24 protein-coding genes are annotated in these 25386 nt (G+C 43.6%); 11 read left to right on the forward strand and 13 right to left on the reverse strand.

Annotation, left to right across the window (positions count from 1 at the left end):
• Window positions 1-19: 19 nt before the first annotated feature.
• A complete protein-coding gene (locus ACTHQF_RS11245; RefSeq protein WP_440430314.1) occupies window positions 20-205 on the forward strand; it encodes a DUF5522 domain-containing protein in 186 nt (61 codons plus the stop codon).
• Here the strand turns inward: ACTHQF_RS11245 and ACTHQF_RS11250 are convergent.
• The 3 genes from ACTHQF_RS11250 to ACTHQF_RS11260 are packed head-to-tail and all read right to left on the reverse strand — an operon-like array spanning window position 155 to window position 2184.
• A complete protein-coding gene (locus ACTHQF_RS11250; protein WP_440430315.1) occupies window positions 155-892 on the reverse strand; it encodes a ZIP family metal transporter in 738 nt (245 codons plus the stop codon). The two genes, ACTHQF_RS11245 and ACTHQF_RS11250, sit on opposite strands and share 51 nt — an antisense overlap.
• Entirely contained in the window at window positions 893-1456 is a 564-nt protein-coding gene (locus ACTHQF_RS11255; RefSeq protein ID WP_440430316.1) for a phosphatase PAP2 family protein, read from the reverse strand.
• Window positions 1453-2184 carry a class I SAM-dependent methyltransferase gene (locus tag ACTHQF_RS11260; protein WP_440430317.1) on the reverse strand — a complete coding sequence of 244 codons (732 nt, stop codon included), beginning with the start codon at window positions 2182-2184 and terminating at the stop codon, window positions 1453-1455. Before ACTHQF_RS11260 ends, ACTHQF_RS11255 begins: the two co-directional genes overlap by 4 nt.
• A gap of 141 nt (window positions 2185-2325) precedes the next feature.
• Here ACTHQF_RS11260 and glmM point away from each other — a divergent pair, with 141 nt between their 5' ends.
• From glmM to ACTHQF_RS11275, 3 genes are all read left to right on the forward strand, one after another.
• Window positions 2326-3714, forward strand: a complete 1389-nt coding sequence (glmM, locus tag ACTHQF_RS11265; protein ID WP_440430318.1) for a phosphoglucosamine mutase — start codon at window positions 2326-2328, stop codon at window positions 3712-3714.
• Between the two features lie 2 nt (window positions 3715-3716).
• A complete protein-coding gene (locus tag ACTHQF_RS11270; protein ID WP_440430319.1) occupies window positions 3717-4865 on the forward strand; it encodes a cysteine desulfurase family protein in 1149 nt (382 codons plus the stop codon).
• Between the two features lie 148 nt (window positions 4866-5013).
• Complete coding sequence (locus ACTHQF_RS11275) at window positions 5014-5322, forward strand: hypothetical protein (RefSeq protein WP_440430320.1); 309 nt, start codon at window positions 5014-5016, stop codon at window positions 5320-5322.
• 72 nt (window positions 5323-5394) lie between these two features.
• Here the strand turns inward: ACTHQF_RS11275 and accD are convergent, their stop codons facing one another.
• Window positions 5395-6240: an acetyl-CoA carboxylase, carboxyltransferase subunit beta gene (gene accD, locus ACTHQF_RS11280; RefSeq protein ID WP_440430321.1), complete on the reverse strand. Its 846-nt coding sequence runs from the start codon at window positions 6238-6240 to the stop codon at window positions 5395-5397.
• A gap of 150 nt (window positions 6241-6390) precedes the next feature.
• Here accD and fbaA point away from each other — a divergent pair, with 150 nt between their 5' ends.
• Both fbaA and ACTHQF_RS11290 read left to right on the forward strand, forming a co-directional pair.
• On the forward strand, window positions 6391-7470 hold the full coding sequence (gene fbaA, locus ACTHQF_RS11285; RefSeq protein WP_440430322.1) for a class II fructose-bisphosphate aldolase: 1080 nt from the start codon (window positions 6391-6393) through the stop codon (window positions 7468-7470).
• Between the two features lie 72 nt (window positions 7471-7542).
• A complete protein-coding gene (locus ACTHQF_RS11290; protein ID WP_440430323.1) occupies window positions 7543-7965 on the forward strand; it encodes a GNAT family N-acetyltransferase in 423 nt (140 codons plus the stop codon).
• Here the strand turns inward: ACTHQF_RS11290 and ACTHQF_RS11295 are convergent.
• The 4 genes from ACTHQF_RS11295 to ACTHQF_RS11310 all read right to left on the reverse strand — a co-directional run bounded on the left by ACTHQF_RS11295 (window position 7946) and on the right by ACTHQF_RS11310 (window position 13274).
• Window positions 7946-8815, reverse strand: coding sequence for a hydroxymethylglutaryl-CoA lyase (locus tag ACTHQF_RS11295; RefSeq protein WP_440430324.1), 870 nt, complete (start codon window positions 8813-8815; stop codon window positions 7946-7948). The two genes, ACTHQF_RS11290 and ACTHQF_RS11295, sit on opposite strands and share 20 nt — an antisense overlap.
• A 134-nt stretch (window positions 8816-8949) precedes the next feature.
• Entirely contained in the window at window positions 8950-11883 is a 2934-nt protein-coding gene (gene secDF / locus ACTHQF_RS11300) for a protein translocase subunit SecDF (protein ID WP_440430325.1), read from the reverse strand.
• 114 nt (window positions 11884-11997) lie between these two features.
• Entirely contained in the window at window positions 11998-12483 is a 486-nt protein-coding gene (locus ACTHQF_RS11305; protein ID WP_440430326.1) for a dihydrofolate reductase, read from the reverse strand.
• Window positions 12480-13274 carry a thymidylate synthase gene (locus tag ACTHQF_RS11310; RefSeq protein ID WP_440430327.1) on the reverse strand — a complete coding sequence of 265 codons (795 nt, stop codon included), beginning with the start codon at window positions 13272-13274 and terminating at the stop codon, window positions 12480-12482. Before ACTHQF_RS11310 ends, ACTHQF_RS11305 begins: the two co-directional genes overlap by 4 nt.
• 251 nt (window positions 13275-13525) lie before the next feature.
• Here ACTHQF_RS11310 and ispE point away from each other — a divergent pair, with 251 nt between their 5' ends.
• Genes ispE through ACTHQF_RS11325 form a run of 3 tightly spaced genes read left to right on the forward strand, consistent with a single transcriptional unit; the run spans window position 13526 to window position 15924 of the window.
• A complete protein-coding gene (gene ispE / locus ACTHQF_RS11315; RefSeq protein ID WP_440430328.1) occupies window positions 13526-14329 on the forward strand; it encodes a 4-(cytidine 5'-diphospho)-2-C-methyl-D-erythritol kinase in 804 nt (267 codons plus the stop codon).
• 4 nt (window positions 14330-14333) lie between these two features.
• The gene (locus ACTHQF_RS11320) at window positions 14334-14753 is read left to right on the forward strand and encodes an OsmC family protein (protein ID WP_440430329.1); all 420 of its coding nucleotides are present in this window, start codon (window positions 14334-14336) and stop codon (window positions 14751-14753) included.
• 4 nt (window positions 14754-14757) lie between these two features.
• Window positions 14758-15924, forward strand: coding sequence for a trans-sulfuration enzyme family protein (locus tag ACTHQF_RS11325; protein WP_440430330.1), 1167 nt, complete (start codon window positions 14758-14760; stop codon window positions 15922-15924).
• Window positions 15925-16190: 266 nt separating this feature from the next.
• On the opposite strand, the gene ACTHQF_RS11330 is transcribed toward ACTHQF_RS11325, so the two are convergent.
• The 5 genes from ACTHQF_RS11330 to tgt form a co-directional block, all read right to left on the reverse strand.
• A complete protein-coding gene (locus ACTHQF_RS11330) occupies window positions 16191-16463 on the reverse strand; it encodes a lipopolysaccharide assembly protein LapA domain-containing protein (protein ID WP_440430331.1) in 273 nt (90 codons plus the stop codon).
• 5 nt (window positions 16464-16468) lie between these two features.
• Window positions 16469-19276 (reverse strand): TolB family protein, encoded by a 2808-nt coding sequence (locus tag ACTHQF_RS11335; protein ID WP_440430332.1) that lies wholly within the window; start codon window positions 19274-19276, stop codon window positions 16469-16471.
• Between the two features lie 1085 nt (window positions 19277-20361).
• Complete coding sequence (locus tag ACTHQF_RS11340; protein WP_440430333.1) at window positions 20362-21255, reverse strand: DMT family transporter; 894 nt, start codon at window positions 21253-21255, stop codon at window positions 20362-20364.
• 1 nt (window position 21256) lies between these two features.
• Window positions 21257-22360, reverse strand: coding sequence for an LptF/LptG family permease (locus tag ACTHQF_RS11345; RefSeq protein WP_440430334.1), 1104 nt, complete (start codon window positions 22358-22360; stop codon window positions 21257-21259).
• Window positions 22361-23491 carry a tRNA guanosine(34) transglycosylase Tgt gene (gene tgt, locus ACTHQF_RS11350; protein WP_440430335.1) on the reverse strand — a complete coding sequence of 377 codons (1131 nt, stop codon included), beginning with the start codon at window positions 23489-23491 and terminating at the stop codon, window positions 22361-22363.
• A 128-nt stretch (window positions 23492-23619) separates the two neighbouring features.
• Between tgt and ACTHQF_RS11355 the strand changes: the two genes are divergently transcribed.
• Together ACTHQF_RS11355 and rsmG are read left to right on the forward strand one after the other, a co-directional pair.
• The gene (locus ACTHQF_RS11355; RefSeq protein WP_440430336.1) at window positions 23620-24741 is read left to right on the forward strand and encodes a glycosyltransferase; all 1122 of its coding nucleotides are present in this window, start codon (window positions 23620-23622) and stop codon (window positions 24739-24741) included.
• Window positions 24732-25364, forward strand: a complete 633-nt coding sequence (gene rsmG, locus ACTHQF_RS11360; RefSeq protein WP_440430337.1) for a 16S rRNA (guanine(527)-N(7))-methyltransferase RsmG — start codon at window positions 24732-24734, stop codon at window positions 25362-25364. Before ACTHQF_RS11355 ends, rsmG begins: the two co-directional genes overlap by 10 nt.
• Window positions 25365-25386: the final 22 nt, after the last annotated feature.

A 25386-nucleotide genomic window follows, 5' to 3' on the forward strand; every position in this document is an offset into this window, starting at 1 on the left:
TCTTTGTAAAAACTCCAATATGATTGAAGGTATAGACTTTTATTTCAATGAAGATGGGTTGATGGTGTTTACAGAAGCCTACCATCGTAAGCGCGGTACCTGCTGTAAAAATAAGTGCAGGCACTGCCCATGGGGTTATGGGCGCAAAAAAGGATCAGTGCCCGGTGTGCCCACCAGTGTAAAATCCGATAAGGGCGACGGCTAAGCCAACCATAACAGCAATCATCTTTCTGCGGGTGAACTTGTGATCTACACTGCTTTCGAAGAGGATGGTTGTGGAGATATGCAGGAAAATCCCGATCACAATGCCCATCATTTTGTTGAAATACATCTCGATGCCGCCAATGCTGCCTGTGCTGATGCCATAACTTAGCAAGAAGCCTAAGGGAGCCATAATGGCGAAGATGCCTACGTACAGGAGCAGGTTAGCTGCTTTGTAGTGGTTCTGCAACAGGATACTTGCCAGGGCGAATGCTGCAGGGATATGGTGCAGTGCAATGCCGAAAATCAGTTCATTGTGATGTTCTTTAGCCAGGGGCATACCTTCAAGGAAAGCATGCAGGCAAAGGCTGATCATGATGCCATAAGGGAACACCTTGTTATGCCCATGTTCATGATGATGGTGCATGTGGCCGTGTTCCACGCCATGCGAGAACTGTTCCAGGAAAACCTGGATCATAAAACCTATGAGAATATAAATACCAATATCGTGTGCGTCTACACCGCTATAGGCGTCTGGAATCAGGTGGAGTACCGTAATGGCAAACAGGTAAGCACCGCTGAAGGAAAGTATAAGCTTGAGTAATTTCGACTTGTCACTTTTAACAAGAAAAATGGCGCAGCCGCCAAGAAAAGCACAAAAGAATAGTACTAATATTTTCCAGATTTCCATTTAGATGTAAGGTTGTAGCTTATGATAAAGGGTGCCGGTGAACATACCAATAGCAGTGCCAAGTGCGGCGCCCACGATGGTATCGATCGGGTAGTGTACGCCCACATAAACCTGCGAGAAGGAGATGATGAAAGCCCAGGCCAGCCCAAGCGGTAAGATTGGTTTCCAGCGACTATAAAACACAAGGATCAGAAACACAGCGATGGCGAAATGGTTTGTAGCGTGTGCCGAGGGAAAACTGTATCCAGTGCCACAATGTACCCGGTGGATGATATAACTGGAGAGCTGAAAATCATTGCAGGGGCGTATTCTTCCGATAAATGGCTTGATAAGTCGGGAAGCAATCAAATCGCCCATGGCAAATGTCAAAAGGAGGAAACCGATCTGGTACAAGCCTCGTTTTTTGTACTCGCGAATGCAGAAAATGATGATGAACAGGTAAAGGGGCGCCCAGAAGAAACGGTTTCGCATCAGCGGAAACAGCCAATCGAAAAACCCATTGGACATGTCCCGGTGAATTTTAAGAAAAAGCTCGAAATCAAACTCCTGGATACCTAAGATCATGCTTTTTTACAAACTAATATAAGACGGTCTGACTTGATTTCATCATAAGGTTCCAGTGCATAGCTTCCGAAGGTCTGCGCAATCTGGAGCCCACTGTTGTTAAACATGCGTTCGAAATCTGCAAGTTGAAAAGCCTGCACGCGTTCTTCAAAAGCATGTACCTTATTGCGGTGTTCGAAGTTGATGTGTTTAATGATCTTACCCTCTGAAACGAACTTGCTGATGTGGAATTCTATTCCATCGACAGTTTTAATTTCCTGCTTGGTCAGATTCTTCTGAATTTTATTGCTGTTGAAGTAATCCAATACCAGGACACCATCTGCTTTTAAGCCTTTCCGGAAAGCTTTCAGGGCGTTTACGTGCTCTTTTTCAGTTTCGAAATAACCGAAGCTGGTGAACAGGTTGAATGAAAAATCAAAGTAGTTGATGAAGGATAGTTTGCGCATGTCGTGCACAAAGAAGTGTAGGTGCCGCTGTTCAAACTGTCTCGCATACTTAATGCTTTGTTCTGAAAGGTCGATCCCGGTCACGTCATAACCTTTTTTGTTCAGGTAAACGGCGTGCCGTCCGCGTCCACATGCGATATCCAAGATGCGGGCATGGGGAGCAGGCTTAAGGTATTCTGAAAGGTTGTCAATCAGAAATTCAGCTTCCTCATCATTACGCTGACTGTAAAGTATGTGGTAATACGGTGAGTTGAACCAATATTGAAACCATTTACGCTGCATAGAGCTCTATATAATAAATATTGTAAAAAGCACAAATATAGTATTTCTGAAATCAACGATAGGATAATTAAAAAGGCTTTGTGCTTAATTAAGTACCCTAGATATATTTTTCTTATTTTCGCGCAAGCTAATCTTAATAAATTGACCTTAATCAAATCAATCTCAGGAATACGAGGCACAATCGGTGGTAAAGCAGGCCAGGGCCTGACGCCGATGGATGTTGTCAAGTTTACCGCTGCATACGGCAGTTGGGTAATAAAAACCACACAGATCAGGAAAGTCGTAATTGGCAGGGATGCACGCATTTCTGGCGACATGGTGAACAACCTTGTAGCTGGAACCTTACAGGGGCTCGGCATCGAAGTCATTAACCTGGGTCTTTCAACAACACCAACGGTGGAGCTGGCAGTACCGCTTGAGAAAGCAGGGGGTGGAATTATACTTACGGCGAGTCACAACCCGAAACAATGGAACGCCTTGAAGCTGCTTAATCATAAGGGTGAGTTTATCAGTGATGCTGAAGGGCAGTATGTTCTTGAACTAGCCGACAGCGGCGACGTAGAATACGCGGGTGTAAATGATCTGGGGAAGGTTATTCATGATGATTCTTACTTGCAGAAGCATGTGGACCATGTGCTTGCATTGTCATTAGTGGATGTTGAAGCGATTAAAGCCGCCAATTTTAAGATTGCGATTGATTGTGTAAACTCTACGGGGGGTCTTTTTGTTCCTGCTTTGTTAAAAGCTTTAGGCGTGAAAACCATCTATCCCTTATACTGTACTCCAAATGGGGACTTCCCTCACAATCCGGAGCCGCTACCTGAAAATCTGACTGAGATATCTAAGTTGGTGCAGGAGAAGGATGCAGATTTGGGAATTGTTGTGGATCCGGATGTCGACAGACTTTGCTTTGTGTGCGAAGATGGTTCCATGTTTGGCGAAGAATACACGCTTGTTGCTGTTGCAGATTATGTATTGAAGCATACGCCAGGTAATACGGTTTCTAATCTATCCTCAACACGGGCCTTGCGTGATGTAACGGAAAAAGCCGGTATGGAATATCATGCGGCAGCAGTTGGTGAAGTCAATGTGGTAAATAAAATGAAAGCATGCAATGCCATCATCGGTGGCGAGGGCAATGGCGGGGTGATTTACCCAACGTCGCATTACGGCCGTGATGCCCTGGTTGGTATCGGACTATTCCTTACCCACCTGGCAAAATATGGTAAATCTATTTCCATGTTGCGCAGCAGTTACCCGGACTACCATATTTCTAAAAATAAGATCACTTTAACAGCAGACATGGACATTGATGCGCTGTTGCTTAAAGTGCAGGAAAAATATAAAGCTCAGCCACATTCTACCCTCGACGGATTGAAGATCGAGTTTGATAATGAATGGGTTCATCTAAGACGTTCGAATACGGAGCCGATCATCAGGATCTATAGCGAGGCGCAGAATGAAACCGTTGCTGAGAACCTTGCCAGCAAAATCATCTCCGACATAAAAGAAATACTAAAACTAAACTAACCATGGAAAGAATCTATTTGGACAATGCTGCAACAACACCTCTGGATAAAGCGGTCATTGCTGAAATGGTGAAAGTGATGGAAGGCTACTATGGGAATCCATCTTCAATACATGCACAAGGCAGGGAAGTACGTACTTTCATTGAAAAAGCTCGTAAATCTGTTGCCAATCTTTTGAATGCAGTACCTGCTGAAATCTTTTTTACATCTGGGGGAACAGAAGCTGATAATACCGCTATTGTTTGCGGTGTAGGCACCTTCGGACTTAAACATGTGATTACTTCGAAAATTGAGCATCATGCGGTGGAGCATACGCTTGATAACTTGCTGAATAAAGGTGTTATTGATCGCGTGAGTTATGTTGATATTGACGATAAAGGTAATATAGACTATGATCATCTGGAAAAGCTGCTTCAGCAAAATCCAAGATCATTGGTAAGTTTGATGCATGCGAATAATGAGCTGGGTACACTGACCGACATCTATCGTGTAGGCGACCTATGCGAGCAGTATGACGCGATTTATCATTGCGATACCGTACAGACCATGGGCCATTATGTACATGATGTGCGCAAGCTGAAAGTGCATTTTCTAGCCTGTGCAGCCCATAAGTTGCACGGTCCGAAAGGCGTGGGCTTTCTATATGTAAACCACAATATCAAGATTAGTCCGCTAATTTACGGTGGCGCGCAAGAGCGTAACATGCGTGGGGGTACTGAAAATGTTTATGGCATTGTGGGACTGGCGAAGGCTTTTGAAATTGCGCATGAGCATATGGAAGAGCACCGCATCCATATTCAGAATCTGAAAAGCTACCTGATTAACCGCTTGCAGGCGGAAATTCCCGGAGTAATGTTTAACGGCGAGATCGATCCTGATAAGAGCTTGTACACGGTACTGAATGTTTCTTTCCCTGAGATGGACATGGGCGACATGCTCTTGTTTAACCTGGACATCAACGGCATTTCTGCTTCAGGTGGCAGTGCTTGTTCTTCAGGTTCCAATATCGGATCTCATGTATTGAATGAGATCAACGCAAATGCTACGCGTCCATCGGTACGTTTCTCTTTCAGCAAACATAATACCCGCGAAGAGCTGGATTATGTGGTAGAGAAGCTTAAACATATCGTAGAGCAGAACATAAACGTATAGTCTTTCTGGTAGCCGCTGCATAAAGCGATACCGGATTTTAAAAGAAAGGGACCCTGAATGATCTTCAGGGTCCCTTTCTTTTTTTCGAGAAACAAAAGATCGTGCTTACTGTTATTTATGGACATCTATTTACTAAAACCTTTAAGCTATGATAGTTCCAGAAAACAATAACCTGAATCAGGATAATTTAAATGAAAACGAGCTGAACAATCTGAACCAAAATGACATTGATCAGAATGACGGGGATCAGGAGGAAGGAAGAGAAGACCGTGCAAACAGAAAAACGATATACAAGGAAACCGCTGATCCGGTGAATGAAGACAAACCTGACTACGGGGATTCCTCGTCAGTTCCGGAAACCGGTCGTACCGACCTGATCAACCGTCCGCATAGAGATAATCCGTCTTTAGGTTCAGGCCACGAACCGGGAACCATGCCGGGTGGAAACAACTTCTAAGCGTAGAAACATTATGCTTCTATAAGCAAAAAGCCACATCCTTTTAGAATGTGGCTTTTTTATGTTTTTTGATTACTTCTTTAACATTCTGATGAATTTGGCAATTTTAGACTTCATCGCTCTACGATCTACGATGAAATCGAGGAACCCATGTTCAAGCACGAATTCTGCAGTTTGGAAGCCTTTAGGAAGATCTTTCTTGATGGTTTCTTTAATAACACGCGGTCCTGCAAAGCCGATCAGCGCGCCTGGCTCCGCAATGTTGATGTCCCCAAGCATCGCGTAAGAGGCTGTTACACCACCTGTAGTAGGGTCGGTAAGTAAAGAAATGTATGGGATCTTTGCCTGGCTCAATAGGGCCAGCTTTGCTGAAGTTTTAGCCATTTGCATGAGCGAGAACGCCGCCTCCATCATCCTGGCACCGCCAGATTTAGAGATCATCATGAAAGGTATGTTGTGCTCAATACTATAATCGATCGATCTGGCAATCTTTTCACCTACAACAGAACCCATCGACCCACCGATAAAAGTAAAGTCCATACAGGCTACAACCAGGTCTTCACCCTCAATTTTACCATGTGCAGCGCGAATAGCATCATTCAAGCCAGTTTTGGCAATGCTGTCTACCAATCGTTCGGTATAAGGTTTAGAATCTGTAAAGTGTAATGGGTCTCCTGATTTCAGGTTAGGGAATAGTTCAGTAAACTGGTTGTCGTCAAATAGTACCTGAAAGTATTCTTTGGAACCAACTCTTATATGGAAGTCACAGTAGTGACATACGTATTTGTTTTCGGTGAGATCAGCACTGTGTAACGCTTTTTTGCAGTTTGGACATTTGTTCCATAAACCATCGGGCGCTTCTTTCTTTTCTTCGGTTAGTGTACTGATACCTTTTTTTTCTCTTTTAAACCAAGCCATGTTTTTTGTTCAAAAATGCGTGTACAAAGAAACAAAAAAAAATTAGAACAGATAACCTTAGTTTATGGCTAAACTTTAGGGTAAATAAAGGCGCATTCTTTGGCGTAAAAGCATATTTTTCCTAACTTCGGCTGTACAAATACTAAAAATATGAGTTTAAAAGGCTACAAAGGTGTAATTTATGGAGATGCTGTTCAGGAGTTATTTGAGCAGGCTAAAAAGCACCAGTTTGCATTACCTGCAGTTAACGTAACAGGAACCAATACGATTAACGCTGTGATGGAGACTGCTAAAGCGGTTAATTCGCCAGTGATGATCCAGTTATCAAACGGTGGAGCACAGTTTTATGCAGGTAAAACATTAAATAACGACAACCTGAAAGCATGTGTATTAGGTGCAGTTTCTGCAGCTAAACATGTTCATTTGTTAGCTGAGCACTACGGTGTAGCGGTAATATTACATACTGACCATGCAGCAAAAAAGTTGTTACCTTGGATCGACGGTTTGTTGGATCATGGTGAGCAATTCTTTGCAGAGACTGGTAAACCGTTGTTCTCGTCGCATATGTTAGACCTATCTGAAGAGTCTATCGAAGAAAATATGGAGATCAGCTCGAAGTACTTTGAGCGTATGTCGAAAATGGGCATGACCATCGAAATTGAGCTTGGTGTAACCGGCGGTGAAGAAGATGGCGTAGACAACAGCGACGTTGATAGTTCAAAACTATATACCCAACCTTCGGAAGTGGCATATGCCTACGAAGAGCTAAGCAAAATCAGCGACAAGTTTACCATTGCAGCTGCTTTCGGTAATGTGCACGGCGTATACAAACCGGGTAACGTGAAGTTACAACCGGTTATTTTACACAACTCTCAAGAGTTCGTAAAAGAGAAGTTCAACCTTACTGCTGAAAAGCCAATCAATTTCGTATTCCACGGTGGATCAGGTTCTTCACAGGAGGAAATTCGCGAAGCGATCTCCTATGGTGCCATTAAGATGAATATCGATACTGATATGCAATGGGCATTCTGGGAAGGTATCCTTGATTATTATAAAGCCAATGAAGGTTATCTTCAAGGCCAGATCGGTAACCCGGATGGTGAAGATAAACCAAACAAGAAATACTACGATCCACGTGTTTGGTTGCGTAAAGGCGAAGAAACTTTCGTTAAGCGCTTAACCCAGGCTTTCGAAGATCTGAACTGTAGAGACGCTAACGACAAGTTGTAAGCATCTCTTTCAAAAGAAAAGGTCATAGGTATTTGCTTATGACCTTTTTTTGTACTTAGAAAAATGATTCACATGAATAATATTGAAGTAAATAAAGTGACCAGCGAAGATGTGCTGGAAAAGGTATTCAACATCCGAAGAATTGTGTTTGTGGATGAGCAGAACTGCCCGCCCGAGTTGGAGTGGGAGAATGAGGATGTGTCGACACACTTCCTGGCTACCATTGACGGAACGCCTGTAGGTGCCTGCAGATGGCGTAAAACCGATGCCGGCTACAAGTTGGAGCGCTTTGCAGTATTAAAGGCTTACAGGGGCCGTAAAGTAGGGCAGGCCTTAGTTGCTGCGGCACTTGCTGATCTTCCGGAAGATGCATCTTACATTTACCTGAATGCACAGCTGGACGCCATGAGGCTATATGCAAAGTTTGGCTTTGTAGCAGAAGGCGAGCAATTTGAGGAAGCCGGCATTCAGCATTTTAAAATGGTGAAGCACTAAAAACCCTGGCCGAAAATGCCATCGCTTCGTTAAATTTCTCTATGTTCAATCCGGTATGGATCTGCTGCCCCTGAAGGTACTGCAGAACGTCTTCAGTGGCCATATTGCCTGTAAGATCATCGGCGGCCATAGGGCAGCCACCATAGCCCTTAATTGCACTATCAAAACGAGTACAGCCGCTGTCAAAAGCGGCTTTTATTTTTTCAAACCTTTTTTCCGGCCTGCTGTGCAGGTGCAAGCCAATTTCTGCAGCAGGAAAGCTTTTGTTGAGCATAGGCAGCAGTTCAGCGATTTGCTCCGGCGTAGAGACGCCTGTGGTGTCGGAGAGTGCAAGGATCTCCACGCCTTTATCGACCAGTTGTGCTGCCCAGTCCTGCACAATGGCTGCGCTCCATTCGTCGCCATAAGGATTTCCAAAGCCCATGGAGAGGTAAACCACGGCTTTCTTTTCAAACCGGTTACATAAGGCAAGCATTTGTTCCACCGTGTCCAGTGATTGGGCAATACTCGAGTTTGTATTCCGCTGCTGAAAGGTTTCTGATATGGAAAATGGGAAGCCCAGGTATGTGATGGCGGTGTGTTTTACAGCCTCCTCTGCACCTCGCAGGTTGGCAACAATGGCCAGTAGTTTGGTTCGGGTCTGACTTAGATCCAATGCCTCAAGCACTTCTGCAGTATCACGCAACTGCGGGATCGCCTTTGCTGAAACGAAACTTCCGAAATCAAGGGTGTCATAACCCACCTGCAACAGCAGGTTCAGGTATTCAGCCTTAAGTGCTGTCGGAATAAAATTATGGATGCCTTGCATCGCATCTCTCGGGCATTCGATCAGTTTTAGTGGCTCTTGCATCAAGGTAAATATACAGGATATAAATCAATCGGGACAAGTCAACCGCGATGGAGACAAGCCGGTCGTTTTCAAAATGTGGCAAAACGAAAAAAGGTGCCCTTTTGGGGCACCTTTTAGCTGCAAAGCAAGTATTATTATTTGTTCTTTCCTAGATCGACAACGATCGGCGTAGAAATACATAGAGATGAATATGTACCAATTACACGACCAATCAACAAGGCGAAGATAAATCCTCTGATGCTTTCTCCACCGAAGATGAAGATTACAAGGAGTACGAAGAATACCGTTAACGAGGTAAGAATGGTACGGCTTAAGGTACTGTTCAATGCGAAGTTGATCGTATTGTTACGCTCTTCACCATGAATATCTTCTTTACCAGTTTCAGCAAGTTTCTCACGAATCCTGTCGAATACGACAACCGTTTCAGTCATGGTGTATGACATTACCGTTAAGATCGCAGCGATGAAGTCCTGACCAATCTCCAGGGAGAATGGAAGTACACCGTCTAAGATCGTGTAGAATGACAATACCAGCAAAACGTCGTGGAATAATGCGATTACTGCACCCAAGCCATAGTTAAGTTTCTTGAATCGTACGATGATGTAGATAAACATTACTAAACATGAGAACAGGATCGCACCATAAGCGCTGTATACCAAGTCGCTGGCGATAATAGGACCAACTTTCTGGTTACTTTCAATCGTATATTTAGTACCCGTTTTGTTCAAGCCTGCTCTTAATGCATCCTCAACAACTTTATCTGCAGAAGTTGCAACATCTGCAATGTGGTAAGTGGTTGTAATCTTAAGCTCGTTTGCGTTACCTGCAGTTTTAACTTCTGGTGCCTCATTTCCGAATACTGGAGTTAATTGCTCCTTCACAGTTTCGGTATCCATAGGCTTATCGAAGTGTACGATGTAGTAGCGTCCACCTTTGAAGTCGATACCCAGTCTTAAACCGCCGTTTTTGAAGTAGAAGATGGTACCAGCAATGATAATTACCGCGGAGATGGCATAATAGATCTTTCTGCGACCTACGAAGTCAAACGCGATGTCTCTGAAGGCGTGTAAAGTTGCTTTGTTACCGAAAGTGATATTTGAGCTCTTGTTCAACATGCTGTCGAATACCAAACGGGAGATCAATACCGCACAGAACAAGGAAGATAGAATACCGATACAAAGTGTAGTTGCGAAACCTTGAACCGGACCGCTACCGAAGATGTAAAGGATGATACCTAAAATTAAGATGGTAACGTTAGAGTCAATGATTGAAGGCATTGCATGCTTAAATCCTTCTTTAATTGCCAGAGCGGTCGATTTACCATGTAGTAACTCTTCACGCACGCGTTCAAAGATCAGAATGTTCGCATCAACCGAAAGACCGATTACCAGGATGATACCTGCAATACCAGGCAGTGTTAATACTGCACCAAGGGATACCAGGATACCCATGATGAAGAATAAGTTGATCACCAAGGCAAGGTTAGCAACCCAACCAGCTTTGTTGTAGTAAAGCGCCATGAACACAAGGATCACAACGAAAGCAAGGCAGAATGATAATAGACCATTATCGATTGCAGCCTGACCCAATGATGGACCAACTACGAATTCACCTACGATTCTTGCAGGAGCAGGTAATTTACCCGCTTTAAGAATGTTTGCTAAATCTTGTGTATCGTTTACAGTGAAGCTACCGGTGATTGAAGAAATACCATTTGGAATTTCATTTTGAACAGTAGGCGCGGAGTATACGTTGTTATCTAATACGATAGCAATAGATTTTTTGTTGTTTGGATCTGCAGATGCTTCAGCAGTGATTTTTTTCCATTTAGCAGCACCGTCACCAGTCATGTACATGGTTACCTCAGGTCTGCCTTTCTGGTCATAGTCAGCACGGGCATCGCTGATCGCTTCACCACCTAAATCAGGTGCATCGTTCGCGTCAACATCTTTGATGGCATATAGCTCGAATACTTTGCTGCCTTCCATCGGCTTAACGCTCCACATGAATTTGAAGGTTGATGGAATAACTGGTGCAATTTCAGCTCTTTTAAGGTAGCTGTTAACTTTAGCAGTATCTTTTTGTGCAACCCAGCCTACAACTGGACCTGGACGTAGCGCCGGGCCATTTGGTCCCTGGTAAGTAGGGATGGTTAATACAGCGAATAGTGGATTGTTTTTTGCAGCTTCTAAACGTTGAGCGGTTGAATCAGCAGTATTTGCTTTTTTACCCAAGCCAGCAAGCTTACTTCCAGCGGTAGCGGTAGAATCTTTCGCTGCTGCAGTAGAAGTAGTGTCTTTAAGGGTAGTAGCTAAGGTTTTGTTGATGTTTTCTAATAAAGAATAAACTTCTTCATTCTGATATACTTGCCAGAACTGAAGTTCTGCTGAACCTTGTAGTAATTTGTGGATCCTTTCTTTATCCTGAACACCTGGCATCTCAATCAGAATACGGTTAGTACCTTCTTGTTTCTGCATGTTCGGGCTCACCACACCAAAACCGTCAATACGGCTACGGATGATGATGAATGAACGGTCGATAGCACTTGTAGCTTCTTTAGACAAGTAATTTCTTACTTCTGCATTGCTTGCATTCGCTTTAAGTTGCTGTGCATTGTCCTGATTTGCAAAATAATCTGCAAGTTTTACATTAGGGCTTAGCTTTTCGAAGTTATTAACGAAGAGGTTGATAAAATCTTTACCGCCAGCATTAAGTTCGGTTTGTGCATTTGCAATAGCCTGATTGAAGTTAGCATCGTCAGGGTTTCCAGCCAGTGATTTTACCAGTTCAGCTAATGAAATCTCCATGGTAACGTTCATACCACCTTTTAAATCCAGACCAAGGTTGATTGATTTGGATTTACAGAATTCATAGTCAAATCCGAAGATCGGATAAACGGGTACGGCGGACATGGAGTCCAGATAAGCTTTCTCCTTCTCAGGATCGCCTTTCGCGTAAGCTTTCGCATTTTTCTCTACGTTCGACGTAACCAGATTGAACGAGAGGGAATACACACAGACAATACCTAAGAGTATTGCCATAAATTTAATAAAACCTTTACCTTGCATTTGTTGTTTGTAATTATTGTCTATATGCTATAAATTTTTTTTAACAAGTCGGCAAATCTAATTAAATTTTTAATTATTAGGCCACTTATCAAAGTTTTTCTTGGTGGTGCTCAACTATTTACTTTCGAGCGTAATGAAGGAAAAATCAATTGGATTTTTCTCGTCTGCCTGATGATCTTCGCGCGCAACTTCCAGCCATTTTTCCGGGTCTAAATCCGGAAAATAAGCATCTCCCTCAAAGTTCTGATGCACCCGGGTGAGATATATCCGGGATGTTCTATCGAGTGCTGCCTTGTAAATCTCGGCACCACCAATCACGAAAACCTCTGCCTCATCGCTGCATTTTGCCAGCGCCTCATCCAGGCTTTGCGTCACTTCTGCACCGTTGATCTTTAAATTCTCATTTCGGGTGATGACGATGTTCCGGCGATTGGGCAACGGCTTACCCATAGAGTCGTACGTTTTACGCCCCATAATAACCGTGTGCCCCGAAGTGATGGTCTTAAAATGCTTCAGATCTGTCGGAAGTTTCCATAGTAGCTGATTGTCTTTTCCAATAGCATTGTTCGCAGCTGCAGCGACTACAAAAGTTACGATCATACAGCAACCTCTCCTTTAATGTGCGGGTGCGCATCGTAATGCTCGAGGCTGAAATCCTCATAGCGAAATTCAAAGATGTCTTTAACTGCAGGATTGATCTTCATCTGCGGCAGCGGCTTAGGGTCCCTTGTGAGCTGCAGCCTGGCTTGCTCAATATGGTTATTATATATATGCGCATCACCCAGGGTATGGATGAATTCACCTGCTTTCAGATCACACACCTGGGCAACCATCATGGTCAACAGGGCATAGGAAGCAATGTTAAAAGGAACACCAAGGAAGATATCCGCGCTGCGTTGATACAACTGGCAGCTTAACTTGCCATCAGCTACGTAGAACTGGAACAGCGCATGGCAAGGCGGAAGTTTCATATTTTCGATTTCTGCAACGTTCCAGGCAGAAACCATGATCCTGCGGGAATCAGGGTTCTCTTTGATGGTTTTAATTATCTGGGCAATCTGGTCAATGTGCCGGCCGTCAGCAGTGGGCCAGGAGCGCCATTGGGCACCATACACTGGTCCCAGGTTGCCATCGGCATCAGCCCATTCGTCCCAGATGCGGACATTATTTTCCTTTAGGTATTTAATATTGGTGTCGCCCTTTAAAAACCAGATCAGTTCATGGACGATGGATTTAAGGTGGAGTTTCTTGGTGGTGACGATTGGAAAGCCCTCCTCCAGGTTGAATCGCATCTGGTGCCCGAACACGCTTATTGTACCAGTGCCCGTACGGTCGTGCTTTTGTGTGCCATGGTCCAGCACATGTTGCATCAAATCTAAATATTGTTTCATTTCGTTATGGAGAGAACGATGGGAGCATCGTAATCTTATATATTGGAATTAAGTAAATGTTGATTTTTAAAATAAGTAAAGCCGGTTTGTACAAATGTTAAATGCTGTTCTTACAAAACTATCATAAAAAACGTTAATGTGTGCCCTCTATGCTTTTAATTTCAAGAAGGGCAGACATCGTGGAGTTGATTACGCTACAGCTTTAATAGTCTTTTTGTAAGTTTGCTTTATTCAAGAAAAAATCAGAGCTCATGCTTGCATTTGCAAATGCTAAAATTAATATCGGCTTAAACGTGACAGAGAAGCTACCGAGTGGCTATCATAACATTGAGACGGTATTTTATCCCATAAAAATTCATGACGTGGTGGAGATCACCGATGCTCAGCTCATCAGCTGCAAGGTGGCAGGTATCGACATCGAGGGTAATCCCGAAGACAATCTTTGCTATAAGGCTTTCCGGTTACTACAAAAAGATTACAATTTTCCAGCGCAACAAATTACCCTGCTTAAGCAGATCCCAATTGGCGCCGGACTCGGTGGAGGCTCTTCTGATGCGGCGCACCTGATTAAGGTTATCGATCAGAAGTTCAACCTTGGCCTAAGCGTTTCGGAAATGGAGCAGTATGCCGCTCAGCTTGGCGCAGACTGTGCGTTCTTTATCCAGAACAAGCCGGTTTATGCTTATGGGAAGGGAGATCAGTTCATGCCGCTTACCCTGGATCTGTCTGCCTATAACATGGTATTGGTAAAACCGGAGATTCATGTCTCCACCGCGGAAGCCTATGCTGGGATGATTCCGCAGGCTAGTGACGCAAACCTGATTGAATTGGTGCAGCAGCCCCTGGAGCATTGGAAGAATCATATTAAAAATGATTTTGAACGGATGGTCTTCGAGCAATATCCGGCAATACGTGATGTTAAGAATGCGTTATACAGGGCGGGTGCCTTATATGCTGCAATGAGTGGCAGCGGTTCTTCGGTATATGGCATCTTTGATAAAACAATCTCGCTCCCGGAACTTGAACAAGAAAATAAAGTGTACTATAACCTATAATAATATGATGGAGATCAACCTGGTCCGTAAAAACCAAAAGTTCAACTTTGAAGCAGTGAATCCTGCGGGCCAAACGGTAGAAATAGATGCTAAACCGGAGATCGGTGGTGAAGGCAGAGGTTTTCGCCCGATGGAAATGCTGCTTGTCGGTCTGGGTGGCTGTAGTGGTATTGATATGGTAAACGTCTTGCAGAAGCAGAAAGAGCCTTTGACTGATCTGAAGATCAACATCAAGGCGAGCCGCCGGGATGAAGAGATGCCACCGATTTTCGAAGAGATAAACATACACTTCGACCTTTACGGTCCATTGAACCAGCAGAAAGTCGAACGCGCATTGGCGCTGACTTTCGAAAAATATTGCTCTGTTTCCAATATCCTTGGACGCTCAGCAACTTTGAAATATACATACACCATTCATGCCTAATATAATGTCAGAAGAAAACTTCGAAACCATTGCCATCCGCCTGCAAGCGGAACGCAGCCAGTACAAAGAACACTCCGTGCCACTTTATCTAACTTCCAGCTATAAATTTGACGATGCAGAAGATATGCGCGCCCTGTTTGCCGCAGAAAAAGAAGGTAATGTTTATAGCAGATATGCCAATCCAAATACCTCAGAACTCATAGAGAAGATGGCTGCACTTGAAGGTGCGGAGACCGGCTGGGTAACCGCTACCGGTATGGCGGCAATTTTTACCACCATGGCAACTTTCCTGCAAAACGGTGATCATGTGCTTTCCAGCCGCGCTGTATTTGGCTCTACCCACCAGTTACTTACCGGTATTTTTCCGAAATGGGGCATAGATTACGCCTATGCTGATTTGGATAAGCCACAGCAGTGGATCGATGGTATTAAAGCAAATACAAAGATGATCTTTGTAGAAACGCCTTCAAATCCCGGGATCGAGATCATTGACCTGAAATGGCTGGCTGATCTGGCTAAAAAACACAACTTATTGTTAGTTGTTGATAATTGCTTTGCTACACCTTACCTGCAGCAGCCGCTAAAGTTAGGTGCAGATATCTCTATTCACTCGGCAACCAAATATATCGACGGACAAGGCCGTACCCTTGGCGGCATTATCCTGGGTTCTGCCGAGCTGATGAAGCAGATTGAGGGCTTTGCAAGGCATTCTGGGCCTGCAATGTCACCTTTCAACGCCTGGTTGTTATCTAAAAGCTTAGAAACACTTGCGGTGCGGATGGACAGGCATTGCGAAAACGCACTGAAAGTTGCCAGTTTCCTGGAAAGCCAAGCCAACGTTGTCAAAGTGATGTATCCTTTTCTGGAATCCCATCCACAGTATGAAATTGCGAAAAGGCAGATGAAACAAGGTGGCGGCATTGTCACTTTCGTGATTGAAGGTGGTGTGCAGGCTGCTGCCGGCTTCATGGACAAGCTAAAGATGTTCTCTATTTCGGCGAATCTTGGCGATACCAGATCCATCGCAACGCATCCGGCAACCAGTACACACTCCAAACTTACCGAGGCCCAACGCCAGGAGGTGGGTATTGAGCAAGGGACCATTCGCTTGTCCATCGGTCTGGAACATATCGATGACATCCTTAAAGATATTCAGCAGGCGCTTAGTTAAATTTGCGCTCCTTGTTAAAGAAGCTGTTCGGTTTTGCTGAACAGCTTTATTTTGTGCCCATTCAAAATCTGAAAAAAGAAAGCTATGCAGCATAGTTGCAGCAGACCTCAAAAACACCTGACACACATTTTGCGTGGGTGAGGTGTGGACGAGGTGTGCGCCAGGTGTGTCTCAGCTGTGCTTAATTCTTGTATTTTGGTATAAATAAAAAGCGCGTGGATCTCCTGTGAGACGCACGCGCTTGGACGTAATATTGGGTGTAAATTTTAGCTGATGTAATTGCGATCTTCTTCGCTAAGGTGATCCTTGTTCGGGTCATTGGAATCAAAACGATCATCATAGGTTGTGACCGTAGTTCTGGGCTTTGCAACGAAATAGCCCAGTACAAATCCGATAAATGTGCAGACACCAATCACGACCAGCTTCGAAACTTCCGCTGTGGTGAAAATGAAATTGAACTCCACTGCATCGGTGTTGATGACCAGGAAGACTGTAACGAGTGCCGTGAAGGCAATGATGAATAAGGTTTTTGCACGCATGAGGATTAGAAGCTATAATTTAATAATAATTCAAAAATAGGATTATGCCGGTAAGTGTGATTAACAAACACAATTCTTGTGCCCAGGTCTATGTTTGGTTGATAGCGAAGCACATTCATGTCGGCATGAATCTCGACCCCGTAAGTTTTAGGCTGAAAAATGGAAGTTTCTAATCCAATGTTCTCGTAATGCGAGAACACTCCGCCGCGGAGGTTGCGAATATAGGCAATCGGGCCAAGTTCTGCGTCAGGGAAGGCGATAGGGAACCTGTAGTTTAACAGGAAGGTATTTTTCAGTCTGCTCCTCGCCGGGATGTTGTTGTATCCGTAAACCGTGTTGATCTCCGTATTGTATTGCCTTACGCCTGAAGCCTGCTGATGGTTGAAGTTTGCCAGGAAGCTATGATTTCTTCCGATCCCCGGGAAATAGGCGAAAGCTTCGGTAGAGAACAGATCCCCCTGAAGCCTGGAATCAAATGGCTGATGAAAATATTTCAACCGGAGAATCTGTCCCCACCTAGGTGCTACGTCGCGCTCGGCCTGTCTGATGCTGTGCTGTAAAGTTAGGCCGTAGTTTAACGGAAAGTTGAGCCTGGTGTTGAAGCTGGATGGCAGGTTCTCCAGCATGTAACGCTTGGTATAACTGGTGCCGATGTTTGCAGATATGTTGTAGTTGTCGTTAAGGGCACTGAAGCTGATTGGAATCCTTGCGTTCAGTCCGATGTAGTGCTCCCGCCAGTCGCCCTGTCTGATCACCCTGTTCGCGTTATAGAAACTCCGCCTTGGCCTATTTTCATAGTTTACCGTAAACACGGGAAGAAAGCTCTTGATGGATATACCGGCATTGTACTCGAAACGGTTCAAATCCCGGTGATAATCCAAACCGGTAAATAAACTTACGGTATTCAGTAGATTGTCTGACTGCAGCTGCAGTCCTCCGGTATAGCTGTCCTCAATCGTGGGAATTATGCTGTGAAAATTGAAGACATGCTGTAGCTTGCTGAAGGGACGGGACTGGTAATTGCTGTCGGGAATTTCGGCGAATAAATCCCAGATATTTTCCTGTGCTTTGGCTGCCTGGCCAAAGAAAACGAAGTTGTCTGCTTCCACTTTTTTGGGATTAAACGTTTGTGTTGCGACCTCGAACCCCTGCGGATTGTAGTTGTTGAAAACGAAAGTCTCGTCATTTTTACCCGGAGCAAGGTTAAAAGCGCCGAATTTAGAGGCGCTCAGCGCCCTTATCTCCTTCGAGTTGAGGTCTAAGTAGTAAATGTTATCTAAACCGCTGTAATGGGCGTTAAATGCGATTCCTTCCTTGTAAAACACCGGTTTGCTGATCTGTTGCCGTGTTTTTTTGATCAATTCCAGCTTTTTGCCTGATTTTTCCACCAGCCACAAGGACTTGCCTTTTTCTGATACACTAACGTATGTGATGGCATTACCATCGGTATTGTAAGCTGGTGTCTGTAGAATTAGGTTGTCATCATTCTCATGTTTATCGAGAATTTCCCCGGTATTTGCATCCAGTTCCACGAGGTTAAACTGATTACTTAAATCAACCTGAACCGCAATAATTTTCTTGCCATCAGCAGAAAGGGTAGGGGAGAAGAGCCTGGATTTAAAAGTCAGTTGTTTGTAGGTTTTGGTGGAAATATCGTAGCGGCAAATAACGCTGAAACTTTCCTGCCGGAAGCGTGGGTTATATCGAATTTCATCCCATACTATGATGTTCTTAGCAAAGCTAAACCAGGGCTGTTCCTGATAGCCGATTTTAAGTATGGTTTGTTCGTTTTTATTCTTGTCAATAATGACGAATTCTGGGGTGATTGCCTTGCTCTTTTTTAATGTTAATAGGGTTCCGTTTTCCATGGTAACCGGTAATAAATAGTCGGTCGAAAACTTCGGAGTTTTGGTGTGTGCCTGGTACATTTCATAGTTGGATAAACTGTCTTGTTTCTTCCACTCATTTTGAAGTAATGAAACGGTTTCTTTGTACCACTCCTGTGTTCCTTTTCCGGTATATTTTTTCAAGCTATTAGAGAAAGGATAAAGTCGTAATGGACGTCGTTTAATGTCGGTGAGTACGCTGTCGAAAATACCCGTTCCAAATTGCTTTCTGATGTTCGAACTAAGTAGGTAACCAAGTTGATAATATCCAGGTGTTACGTCCTTTGAGGATCCAAAGTTTGCCTTACTGTAGTTGTACGTTTTCCCGCTGAGTAAGTTGGCGCGATAGGGCATGATCCAGGCCGGTTGTCGGCCACGTCCGGAATTGGTTAATGCAGTCTCTGTGGTAACGGCATCACCTTCAAAGAACCATAGCGGGATGGAGGCACCCATCCAGGCAAAGTATACCAGCTCAGGGAATGGCCGCTTTCGCCCAGTAAGCTTATCATACTGCACCGCATGACGTAGCTCATGCACGGCCAGGTTGTTTAGCCAATCCTGACTGTCAAAGGCCTGTGGTGGGGTAGTGAAGAACTCAGATTTCTTCGGACCAAGTTGTACAAATCCATTTGCGATGACGCCACGGTTCTGGAGCACGATGGGCAGCTGCGTTCCTGACACGCCTAAACTGTATCCCTCCCGGGGATAAATGAAGCTGATGGTGTTGGCCATGCGTTGTGCCTCAGTTTCGATCTCTGCTGGAAAGATGATCTTAAAGCCATTTGCATCTATTTGACGCCACTTTACACTAAGTGGGTTCTGTTCTCCATTGAAAAGTTGTGCTTGTGCTGGTGCTAATGATACGATTGAACATATCGAGTATAAAGTACTGATAAATAATATTCTATGTAGTTTTAAAATGGGCATATAACTTTAATACTAAAAAAATTAGTTATTTTCTTGTGTAAAATCTTAATCTATATTAAGTAAAGATTTTCAGATATTTGGTAACGTATTGATAATCATAGTGCTATTACTTGTAAATGCATGGTCGTATTTACTTGAAATATCGTCTCGAGCTTGGTAATTTTACGTCTTTTAACCTTAAAAATCTAATTCCAAGATCTAAAAGGAGTTTGCTCGTAATATACACTAATCAGTTGTAATTGAACATCAGAATTTTTGATTGTCGGAAAAAATTGATGCGGGTAGCACCGGTTAGCGCTCTTCTGATTGTTCATCACGATTGTACTTTTTATCAAATTCTGGGCACGTAAAAACAAGATTTTTGGGTGCTGTGCATTCCCCTATTTAAATCATTGTTGATCTTTCAGCGCTGAAAAAACTGAAGTTTATCGGAGGTATATAACCGACTTAGGACGCTCAGATACCGGTAATTTTGTGCTGTTTGAAGTGAATATTTTAGCCCTGGTCGGGTGCTTTTCCTCGCATTTTGATCTTTGATTTATACGCCGCATTTTCGTGTTTCAATAGCGATATAGTACCTGTCACTCCTGTTATATACAGGCGTATAATGACATAAGTAGGTCGTCTTGAATAGCGCTGTTAGATGCTATTTTCAGTTAAATAGGGGTGATAAACTGACCGTATTCTGAGTGTAATCTGTTCTGTTTGTTGTGTTAGTTTAGAACTTAATGAAGGGATCTTACTGCTATTCATTTACCTGATTTGGTAATTTATATTTTGTAGATTTTCGTTTTTTTAAAGCTCATAAGGTGAATAATTTGATCTTTAAAATTGAATTAAGCTGGCCCTAATTGTGTCTTAAAGATGCTGGTAGATGTTCGATAATGTTTAATTATACGGACCTATTTTTATCGCAGGTCTGGATATAACTGCTATGTAAGTGGAATTATTTGTCGGTTTGACTAGCTGAATAAATGCACGATAATAGGTCGACATCTAAGTGTTTTGATTACAAAAAATCCAACCCATGTTGCAGCATTTGGATGCAGTTCTTGCACTAATTCGAGCAGTTTAGCTGCTGGATCCTACTGTAATTTTTTGCGTGTTTTATAGATCGGATATAGGAAAACTGCACCCAGAATAAGCACTGCGCCTATGTAAAATCCCAGGGTCATCTTCTCCTGTTTGCCAAAGAAAAGGAAGGCTAATAGGATGCCATATACAGGCTCAAGATTGGTGATCAATGCCACCCTGAATGCTGATAAGGTACGCATAACAGATACCCCTGCGACATAGGCTAAGGCAGTGCATATGGTGCCAAGGAACATCAGATAGATCCAATCCATTCCACTCAGATTGAACGTCTCAGTTTGCAATGTTCCATCAAAAAAACGGTAGATAGTGATCCAGAAAAATGCGCCTGATATCTCGTAAAAACCAATCACCTGTGGTTCGGTTTTCTGCACGAGTGTGGAGTTGAAAATATTGAATACACTTGAAGCTAGTGCTGCGGAAAGCCCGAATATGATACCTAGGGTATACTGACTTTCAAATTTGAAGATGAGGTAAATTCCAAGGATGATGATAAGCCCAATCACGATGTCTGCAACCAGTATTGGCTTCCTTTTTATCAGTGGCTCTAATACCGCGGTAAACAAGGTAAAAGAAGACAGGCATACCAAGGTCACGGATACGGTCGAAACTTTAATCGCATGGAAGAATAAAATCCAGTGCAGCGCAACGATACTCCCGATGAAGAAAAACTGCAGGAACTGCTTTCTGCTAACTTTCAGATTGACCTTAGCAATGCTGAAGTAAATGAATAGCGTAATGCTCGCAATAAGCACACGATACCAGACCATCTGAACGGCATCTATAGAAATTAATGCGCCAAGGATTCCGGTAAATCCCCAAACGAAAACGGTAGAATGCAGAATCAGGAGATTTCTTTTTTCAGTAGCAGGCGTGATGTCAGACATGTTATTTAGGTGCTTTTTTTAGCAGTATATAGCCTAAAATTCCGAAAAGGATGGTTGGGAGCAATACCGCAAAAAGTGGGGGTATGCCACCCTTGATGGAGAACATTTTTGCGAATTGGTTCAAAACGATATAGCCGAAGCTCAGGAAGATTCCAATTCCAAGCGGTAAGCCAACGCCTCCGCGTACTTTCCTTGAGGACAAGGCAACACCTATTAAAGTTAAAACGAACGCGGAGAGCGGCTGTAGATAGCGCTTATATTGCTCAAATAACAGATCGTTCATGATCCCTGAACCGCGTGTGCTTTCCTTTCTTATTTTTTCGGAAAGTTCCCGGTTGCTCAGGTTCTCGTAGATATTGTCATATGCGGAGAAGTCGTCGGGACGCATATCCAGGATGGTGTCTTTTTTCTTGTCACCCCCGGTAATGAAAGTTTCCTTGAGCCCATCGATATTACGGATGGTGTAGTTCGACATCTTCCAGGAACGCTTGGTAGAATCCCAGGCAATTGACTCGGCTACAATCTTTTTCCGCATCACATCACCCTCGAAATTATCCAGGATGAACTTTGTGCCGATTTTGGTTTTGTTGTCAAAGCCCTCAATGTAGATATAGGTGTTCTTATCCAGTTTCATGTGGATCTGCCCCTTTACTGAAGGACTTCCCTGCTTTACATAGGTGTTCTCAAAGGTATTTTTGAGGGTGTTGGTGTAAGGTAGAATGTAGAGGTTTGCCGCAAGGTTAACCGCAAAAATGATAAATGCAGAAATAAAATAGGGGCGTAAGAACCTGTTGAAGCTTACGCCACCACTTAGAATGGGTACAATCTCGGTTTGGTCAGCCATCTTTGCGGTAAAGAAGATCACTGCAATGAAGTTGATTAAGGGTGAGAGCATGTTCACATAAAATGGAATGGAACCTGCATAATACAAGGAAACAACCTGCCAAAAGGTAAGGTTGTTCCTTAGAAAATCGTCCAGCTTCTCAGAAAGATCAAAGATCACGATAATCACCACGAAGATGGTGAGGGTATAAATGAATGTACCCAGATACTTGCCAATAATATGGCGGTCTAAGATTTTGAGTCTGCCTGTCAGGAAGTTCATTTATAATTTCTGTCCTAATACTTTCACCATCTGGTTTTTCCACTCATAAAACGTTCCATTTATGATCCGTTCTCTGGCTTCTTTAACCAGCCATAAGTAGAAATTAAGATTGTGTAGTGTTGCAATCTGGGCGCCGAGCATCTCCTTGGAGTGCATCAAATGTCTCAAATATGCTTTTGAATATACCTGATCTGCAAACAAATCGCTATCTGCTTCAATAGGAGAAAGGTCATCTGCCCATTTCTTATTGCCAATATTGATGATTCCATTTTTGGTAAACAACATCCCGTTACGTGCATTCCTGGTTGGCATCACGCAGTCAAACATATCTACACCTAAGGCGATGTTCTCCAGGATATTGATCGGTGTACCAACACCCATCAGGTAGCGTGGTTTCTCTTCAGGAAGGATGTCGCAAACCACTTCGGTCATGCCGTACATCTCTTCTGCTGGTTCTCCAACGGATAAACCACCAATGGCATTACCTTCACGGCCCATGCTGGCGATGAACTCTGCTGATTTTACCCGAAGATCTTTATATACAGAGCCCTGCACAATTGGAAAAAGGGTCTGCTCATAACCGTATTTAGGCTCGGTGGTGTCCACGCGCTCACAGCAGCGCTTAAGCCAGCGGTGTGTCATCTGGATGGACCTTGCGGCATAGCGGTAATCGCATGGATAAGGGGTGCATTCATCGAACGCCATGATGATATCCGCACCGATGGTACGTTGGATATCCATTGCATTCTCCGGAGTAAACAGGTGTTTGGAGCCATCGATATGGGAGCTGAAGGTTACCCCTTCTTCCTTAATCTTCCGCACTTTGCTTAAAGAATAGACCTGATAGCCACCACTGTCGGTTAGGATCGGACGATCCCAACCTATAAACTTGTGCAGTCCACCTGCTTTTTCAAGAATGTCCAATCCCGGACGGAGGTATAAATGATAGGTGTTTCCTAAAATAATCTGTGCCTTGATGTCATCTTTGAGTTCCCGCTGATGAACCGCTTTTACGGTACCTGCTGTACCTACCGGCATAAAGATTGGGGTTTGTATTTCGCCGTGTGCTGTTGTAACTGTCCCTGCTCTTGCTTTTGAAAAGGCATCACGTGCCTCTAAACTAAACTTCATATATTAATTTGCTCGCCAAATAATTCGTCAAAAGTAGCAAAAAAGGCGCTATTAACCCGTTTAAATTTTTATCAACATCAGGAACATTACAGATTATTAATCAGAAATTTGGCCACCAAAAATACACTGTGAATTTATCCTTAATAGCGCTGGTGCTGCTTGGCGCTTTCCTCTTTTGTTTCCTGGTTCAGCTTTATTTTAGCTTGTTTGTACATCTTAAACTCGCCAAATTCCAGGTTCAGGAACTTCCACCAGCGAATGTTAGCCCAGTCACAGTTATCATATGTGCACGTAATGAGGCGGCTAATCTTCAGGCTAACCTGCCAGCCATCCTAGACCAGGCATACCCTGACTTTGAGGTTGTGGTCGTAAATGATCGTTCCTGGGACGGTACAAAAGAAATCCTCCGCGACTTTGAGGCAAGGTATCCAAACCTGAAGGTGGTTACCGTACCAGAAAGCGCTAAATACATTGCTGGAAAGAAATTTGCCGTAACCATGGGTATTAAAGCCGCGAAACACAATTGGTTGGTGTTCACTGATGCGGACTGTAAACCCGAGTCAGCAAATTGGCTTGTTGGTATGCAGCAGCCTGCAGACCCTTCTACTGAAATCCTTTTGGGGTATTCTCCATATACGAAGAACAGAGGCCTGCTCAATGCATTGATCCGCTTTGAAACATTCTTTACTGCCGTTAATTACCTTTCTTTTGTAATCAAGGGGATGCCATACATGGGGGTAGGCCGGAACATGGCTTATAAAAAAGAGCTGTTCTTTAAGAGTAAAGGCTTCGCATCCCACATGCATATCCCCTCTGGTGATGATGATCTTTTCGTAAATGCACATGCCAACGCCTATAATACTGCAATCCAGATCCATCCGGATACCTTCATGCATACTGATCCCAAAAGAACCTGGGCTGCATACCTGAAGCAGAAAAAACGTCATTTCGGAGCAGGAAAGCTTTATAAAGCCAAGCACAAGTTTATTCTATCAGCGCAAATCATCATTCAGTTCCTATTCTATGCCTTGCTGGTCGCCCTATGCTGTTTTAGAGAAACTCAGCTAATTGCCGGAGGACTTTTCCTACTGAGCCTGTTGATACGCTCGCTCATCTACCCAGGACTGCTTAAAAAGCTCGGTTACCCGGGATTACGCTGGTGGTTCCCTCTGCTAGACATACTATTGTTCATTTTTTTAGTGTTTAATGGCATTCTGTCTATCTTTGTTAAAAAAGTACAGTGGAAATAAAATCAGAGCTCATACAGCAACACTTTAAGAACCTTACCGAAAAGCAGATTCAGCAGTTCGATCAATTGTTTGAACTTTACAGCTTTTGGAACGCACAGATAAATGTGATTTCAAGAAAGGACATTGAGGCGCTTTATGAACGACATATCCTGCACTCGCTGGGTATAGCGAAGTTTATTTCTTTTAAACCGGGCGAGAAAGTACTTGATGTTGGCACTGGCGGGGGCTTCCCAGGCATTCCATTGGCGATCATGTTCCCGGAAACACAGTTTCATCTGGTCGATTCTATTGGTAAAAAAATCAAAGTTGTAACTGAGGTCGCTGCAGCGCTGGGCTTAACAAACGTTAAAGCCTCACATTCCCGTGCAGAACAGATTGAAGGGAAGTTTGATTTTGTAGTTTCCCGGGCGGTAACGAGGCTTGTTGACTTCTATCCATGGATTAAAGGTAAATTCAACAAAGAGTCTAAGAACGCGGTTCCAAATGGCATTTTGTACCTGAAAGGTGGTGATCTAAAGGAGGAAATTGAAGAATCCAGGCTTAAAGCAGAACTCTATCCCCTTTCGACGTATTTCGATTCGCCGTTTTTCGAAACGAAGTATGTTGTCTATATACCTCAGTAAACTTTAATCTTCTAAATAGGCT

The sequence above is a fragment of the Pedobacter sp. SAFR-022 genome, from assembly GCF_051965375.1.
In the GTDB taxonomy this organism is placed as follows: domain Bacteria; phylum Bacteroidota; class Bacteroidia; order Sphingobacteriales; family Sphingobacteriaceae; genus Pedobacter.

What these genes read in the sequence shown, in the direction of transcription:
- ACTHQF_RS11245 (WP_440430314.1), top strand. Translation starts at nt 20, where the DNA reads ATGATTGAAGGTATAGACTTTTATTTCAATGAAGATGGGTTGATGGTG.
- ACTHQF_RS11250 (WP_440430315.1), bottom strand. Translation starts at nt 892, where the DNA reads ATGGAAATCTGGAAAATATTAGTACTATTCTTTTGTGCTTTTCTTGGC.
- ACTHQF_RS11255 (WP_440430316.1), bottom strand. Translation starts at nt 1,456, where the DNA reads ATGATCTTAGGTATCCAGGAGTTTGATTTCGAGCTTTTTCTTAAAATT.
- ACTHQF_RS11260 (WP_440430317.1), bottom strand. Translation starts at nt 2,184, where the DNA reads ATGCAGCGTAAATGGTTTCAATATTGGTTCAACTCACCGTATTACCAC.
- ACTHQF_RS11270 (WP_440430319.1), top strand. Translation starts at nt 3,717, where the DNA reads ATGGAAAGAATCTATTTGGACAATGCTGCAACAACACCTCTGGATAAA.
- ACTHQF_RS11275 (WP_440430320.1), top strand. Translation starts at nt 5,014, where the DNA reads ATGATAGTTCCAGAAAACAATAACCTGAATCAGGATAATTTAAATGAA.
- accD (WP_440430321.1), bottom strand. Translation starts at nt 6,240, where the DNA reads ATGGCTTGGTTTAAAAGAGAAAAAAAAGGTATCAGTACACTAACCGAA.
- fbaA (WP_440430322.1), top strand. Translation starts at nt 6,391, where the DNA reads ATGAGTTTAAAAGGCTACAAAGGTGTAATTTATGGAGATGCTGTTCAG.
- ACTHQF_RS11290 (WP_440430323.1), top strand. Translation starts at nt 7,543, where the DNA reads ATGAATAATATTGAAGTAAATAAAGTGACCAGCGAAGATGTGCTGGAA.
- ACTHQF_RS11295 (WP_440430324.1), bottom strand. Translation starts at nt 8,815, where the DNA reads ATGCAAGAGCCACTAAAACTGATCGAATGCCCGAGAGATGCGATGCAA.
- secDF (WP_440430325.1), bottom strand. Translation starts at nt 11,883, where the DNA reads ATGCAAGGTAAAGGTTTTATTAAATTTATGGCAATACTCTTAGGTATT.
- ACTHQF_RS11305 (WP_440430326.1), bottom strand. Translation starts at nt 12,483, where the DNA reads ATGATCGTAACTTTTGTAGTCGCTGCAGCTGCGAACAATGCTATTGGA.
- ACTHQF_RS11310 (WP_440430327.1), bottom strand. Translation starts at nt 13,274, where the DNA reads ATGAAACAATATTTAGATTTGATGCAACATGTGCTGGACCATGGCACA.
- ispE (WP_440430328.1), top strand. Translation starts at nt 13,526, where the DNA reads ATGCTTGCATTTGCAAATGCTAAAATTAATATCGGCTTAAACGTGACA.
- ACTHQF_RS11320 (WP_440430329.1), top strand. Translation starts at nt 14,334, where the DNA reads ATGATGGAGATCAACCTGGTCCGTAAAAACCAAAAGTTCAACTTTGAA.
- ACTHQF_RS11325 (WP_440430330.1), top strand. Translation starts at nt 14,758, where the DNA reads ATGTCAGAAGAAAACTTCGAAACCATTGCCATCCGCCTGCAAGCGGAA.
- ACTHQF_RS11330 (WP_440430331.1), bottom strand. Translation starts at nt 16,463, where the DNA reads ATGCGTGCAAAAACCTTATTCATCATTGCCTTCACGGCACTCGTTACA.
- ACTHQF_RS11335 (WP_440430332.1), bottom strand. Translation starts at nt 19,276, where the DNA reads ATGCCCATTTTAAAACTACATAGAATATTATTTATCAGTACTTTATAC.
- ACTHQF_RS11340 (WP_440430333.1), bottom strand. Translation starts at nt 21,255, where the DNA reads ATGTCTGACATCACGCCTGCTACTGAAAAAAGAAATCTCCTGATTCTG.
- ACTHQF_RS11345 (WP_440430334.1), bottom strand. Translation starts at nt 22,360, where the DNA reads ATGAACTTCCTGACAGGCAGACTCAAAATCTTAGACCGCCATATTATT.
- tgt (WP_440430335.1), bottom strand. Translation starts at nt 23,491, where the DNA reads ATGAAGTTTAGTTTAGAGGCACGTGATGCCTTTTCAAAAGCAAGAGCA.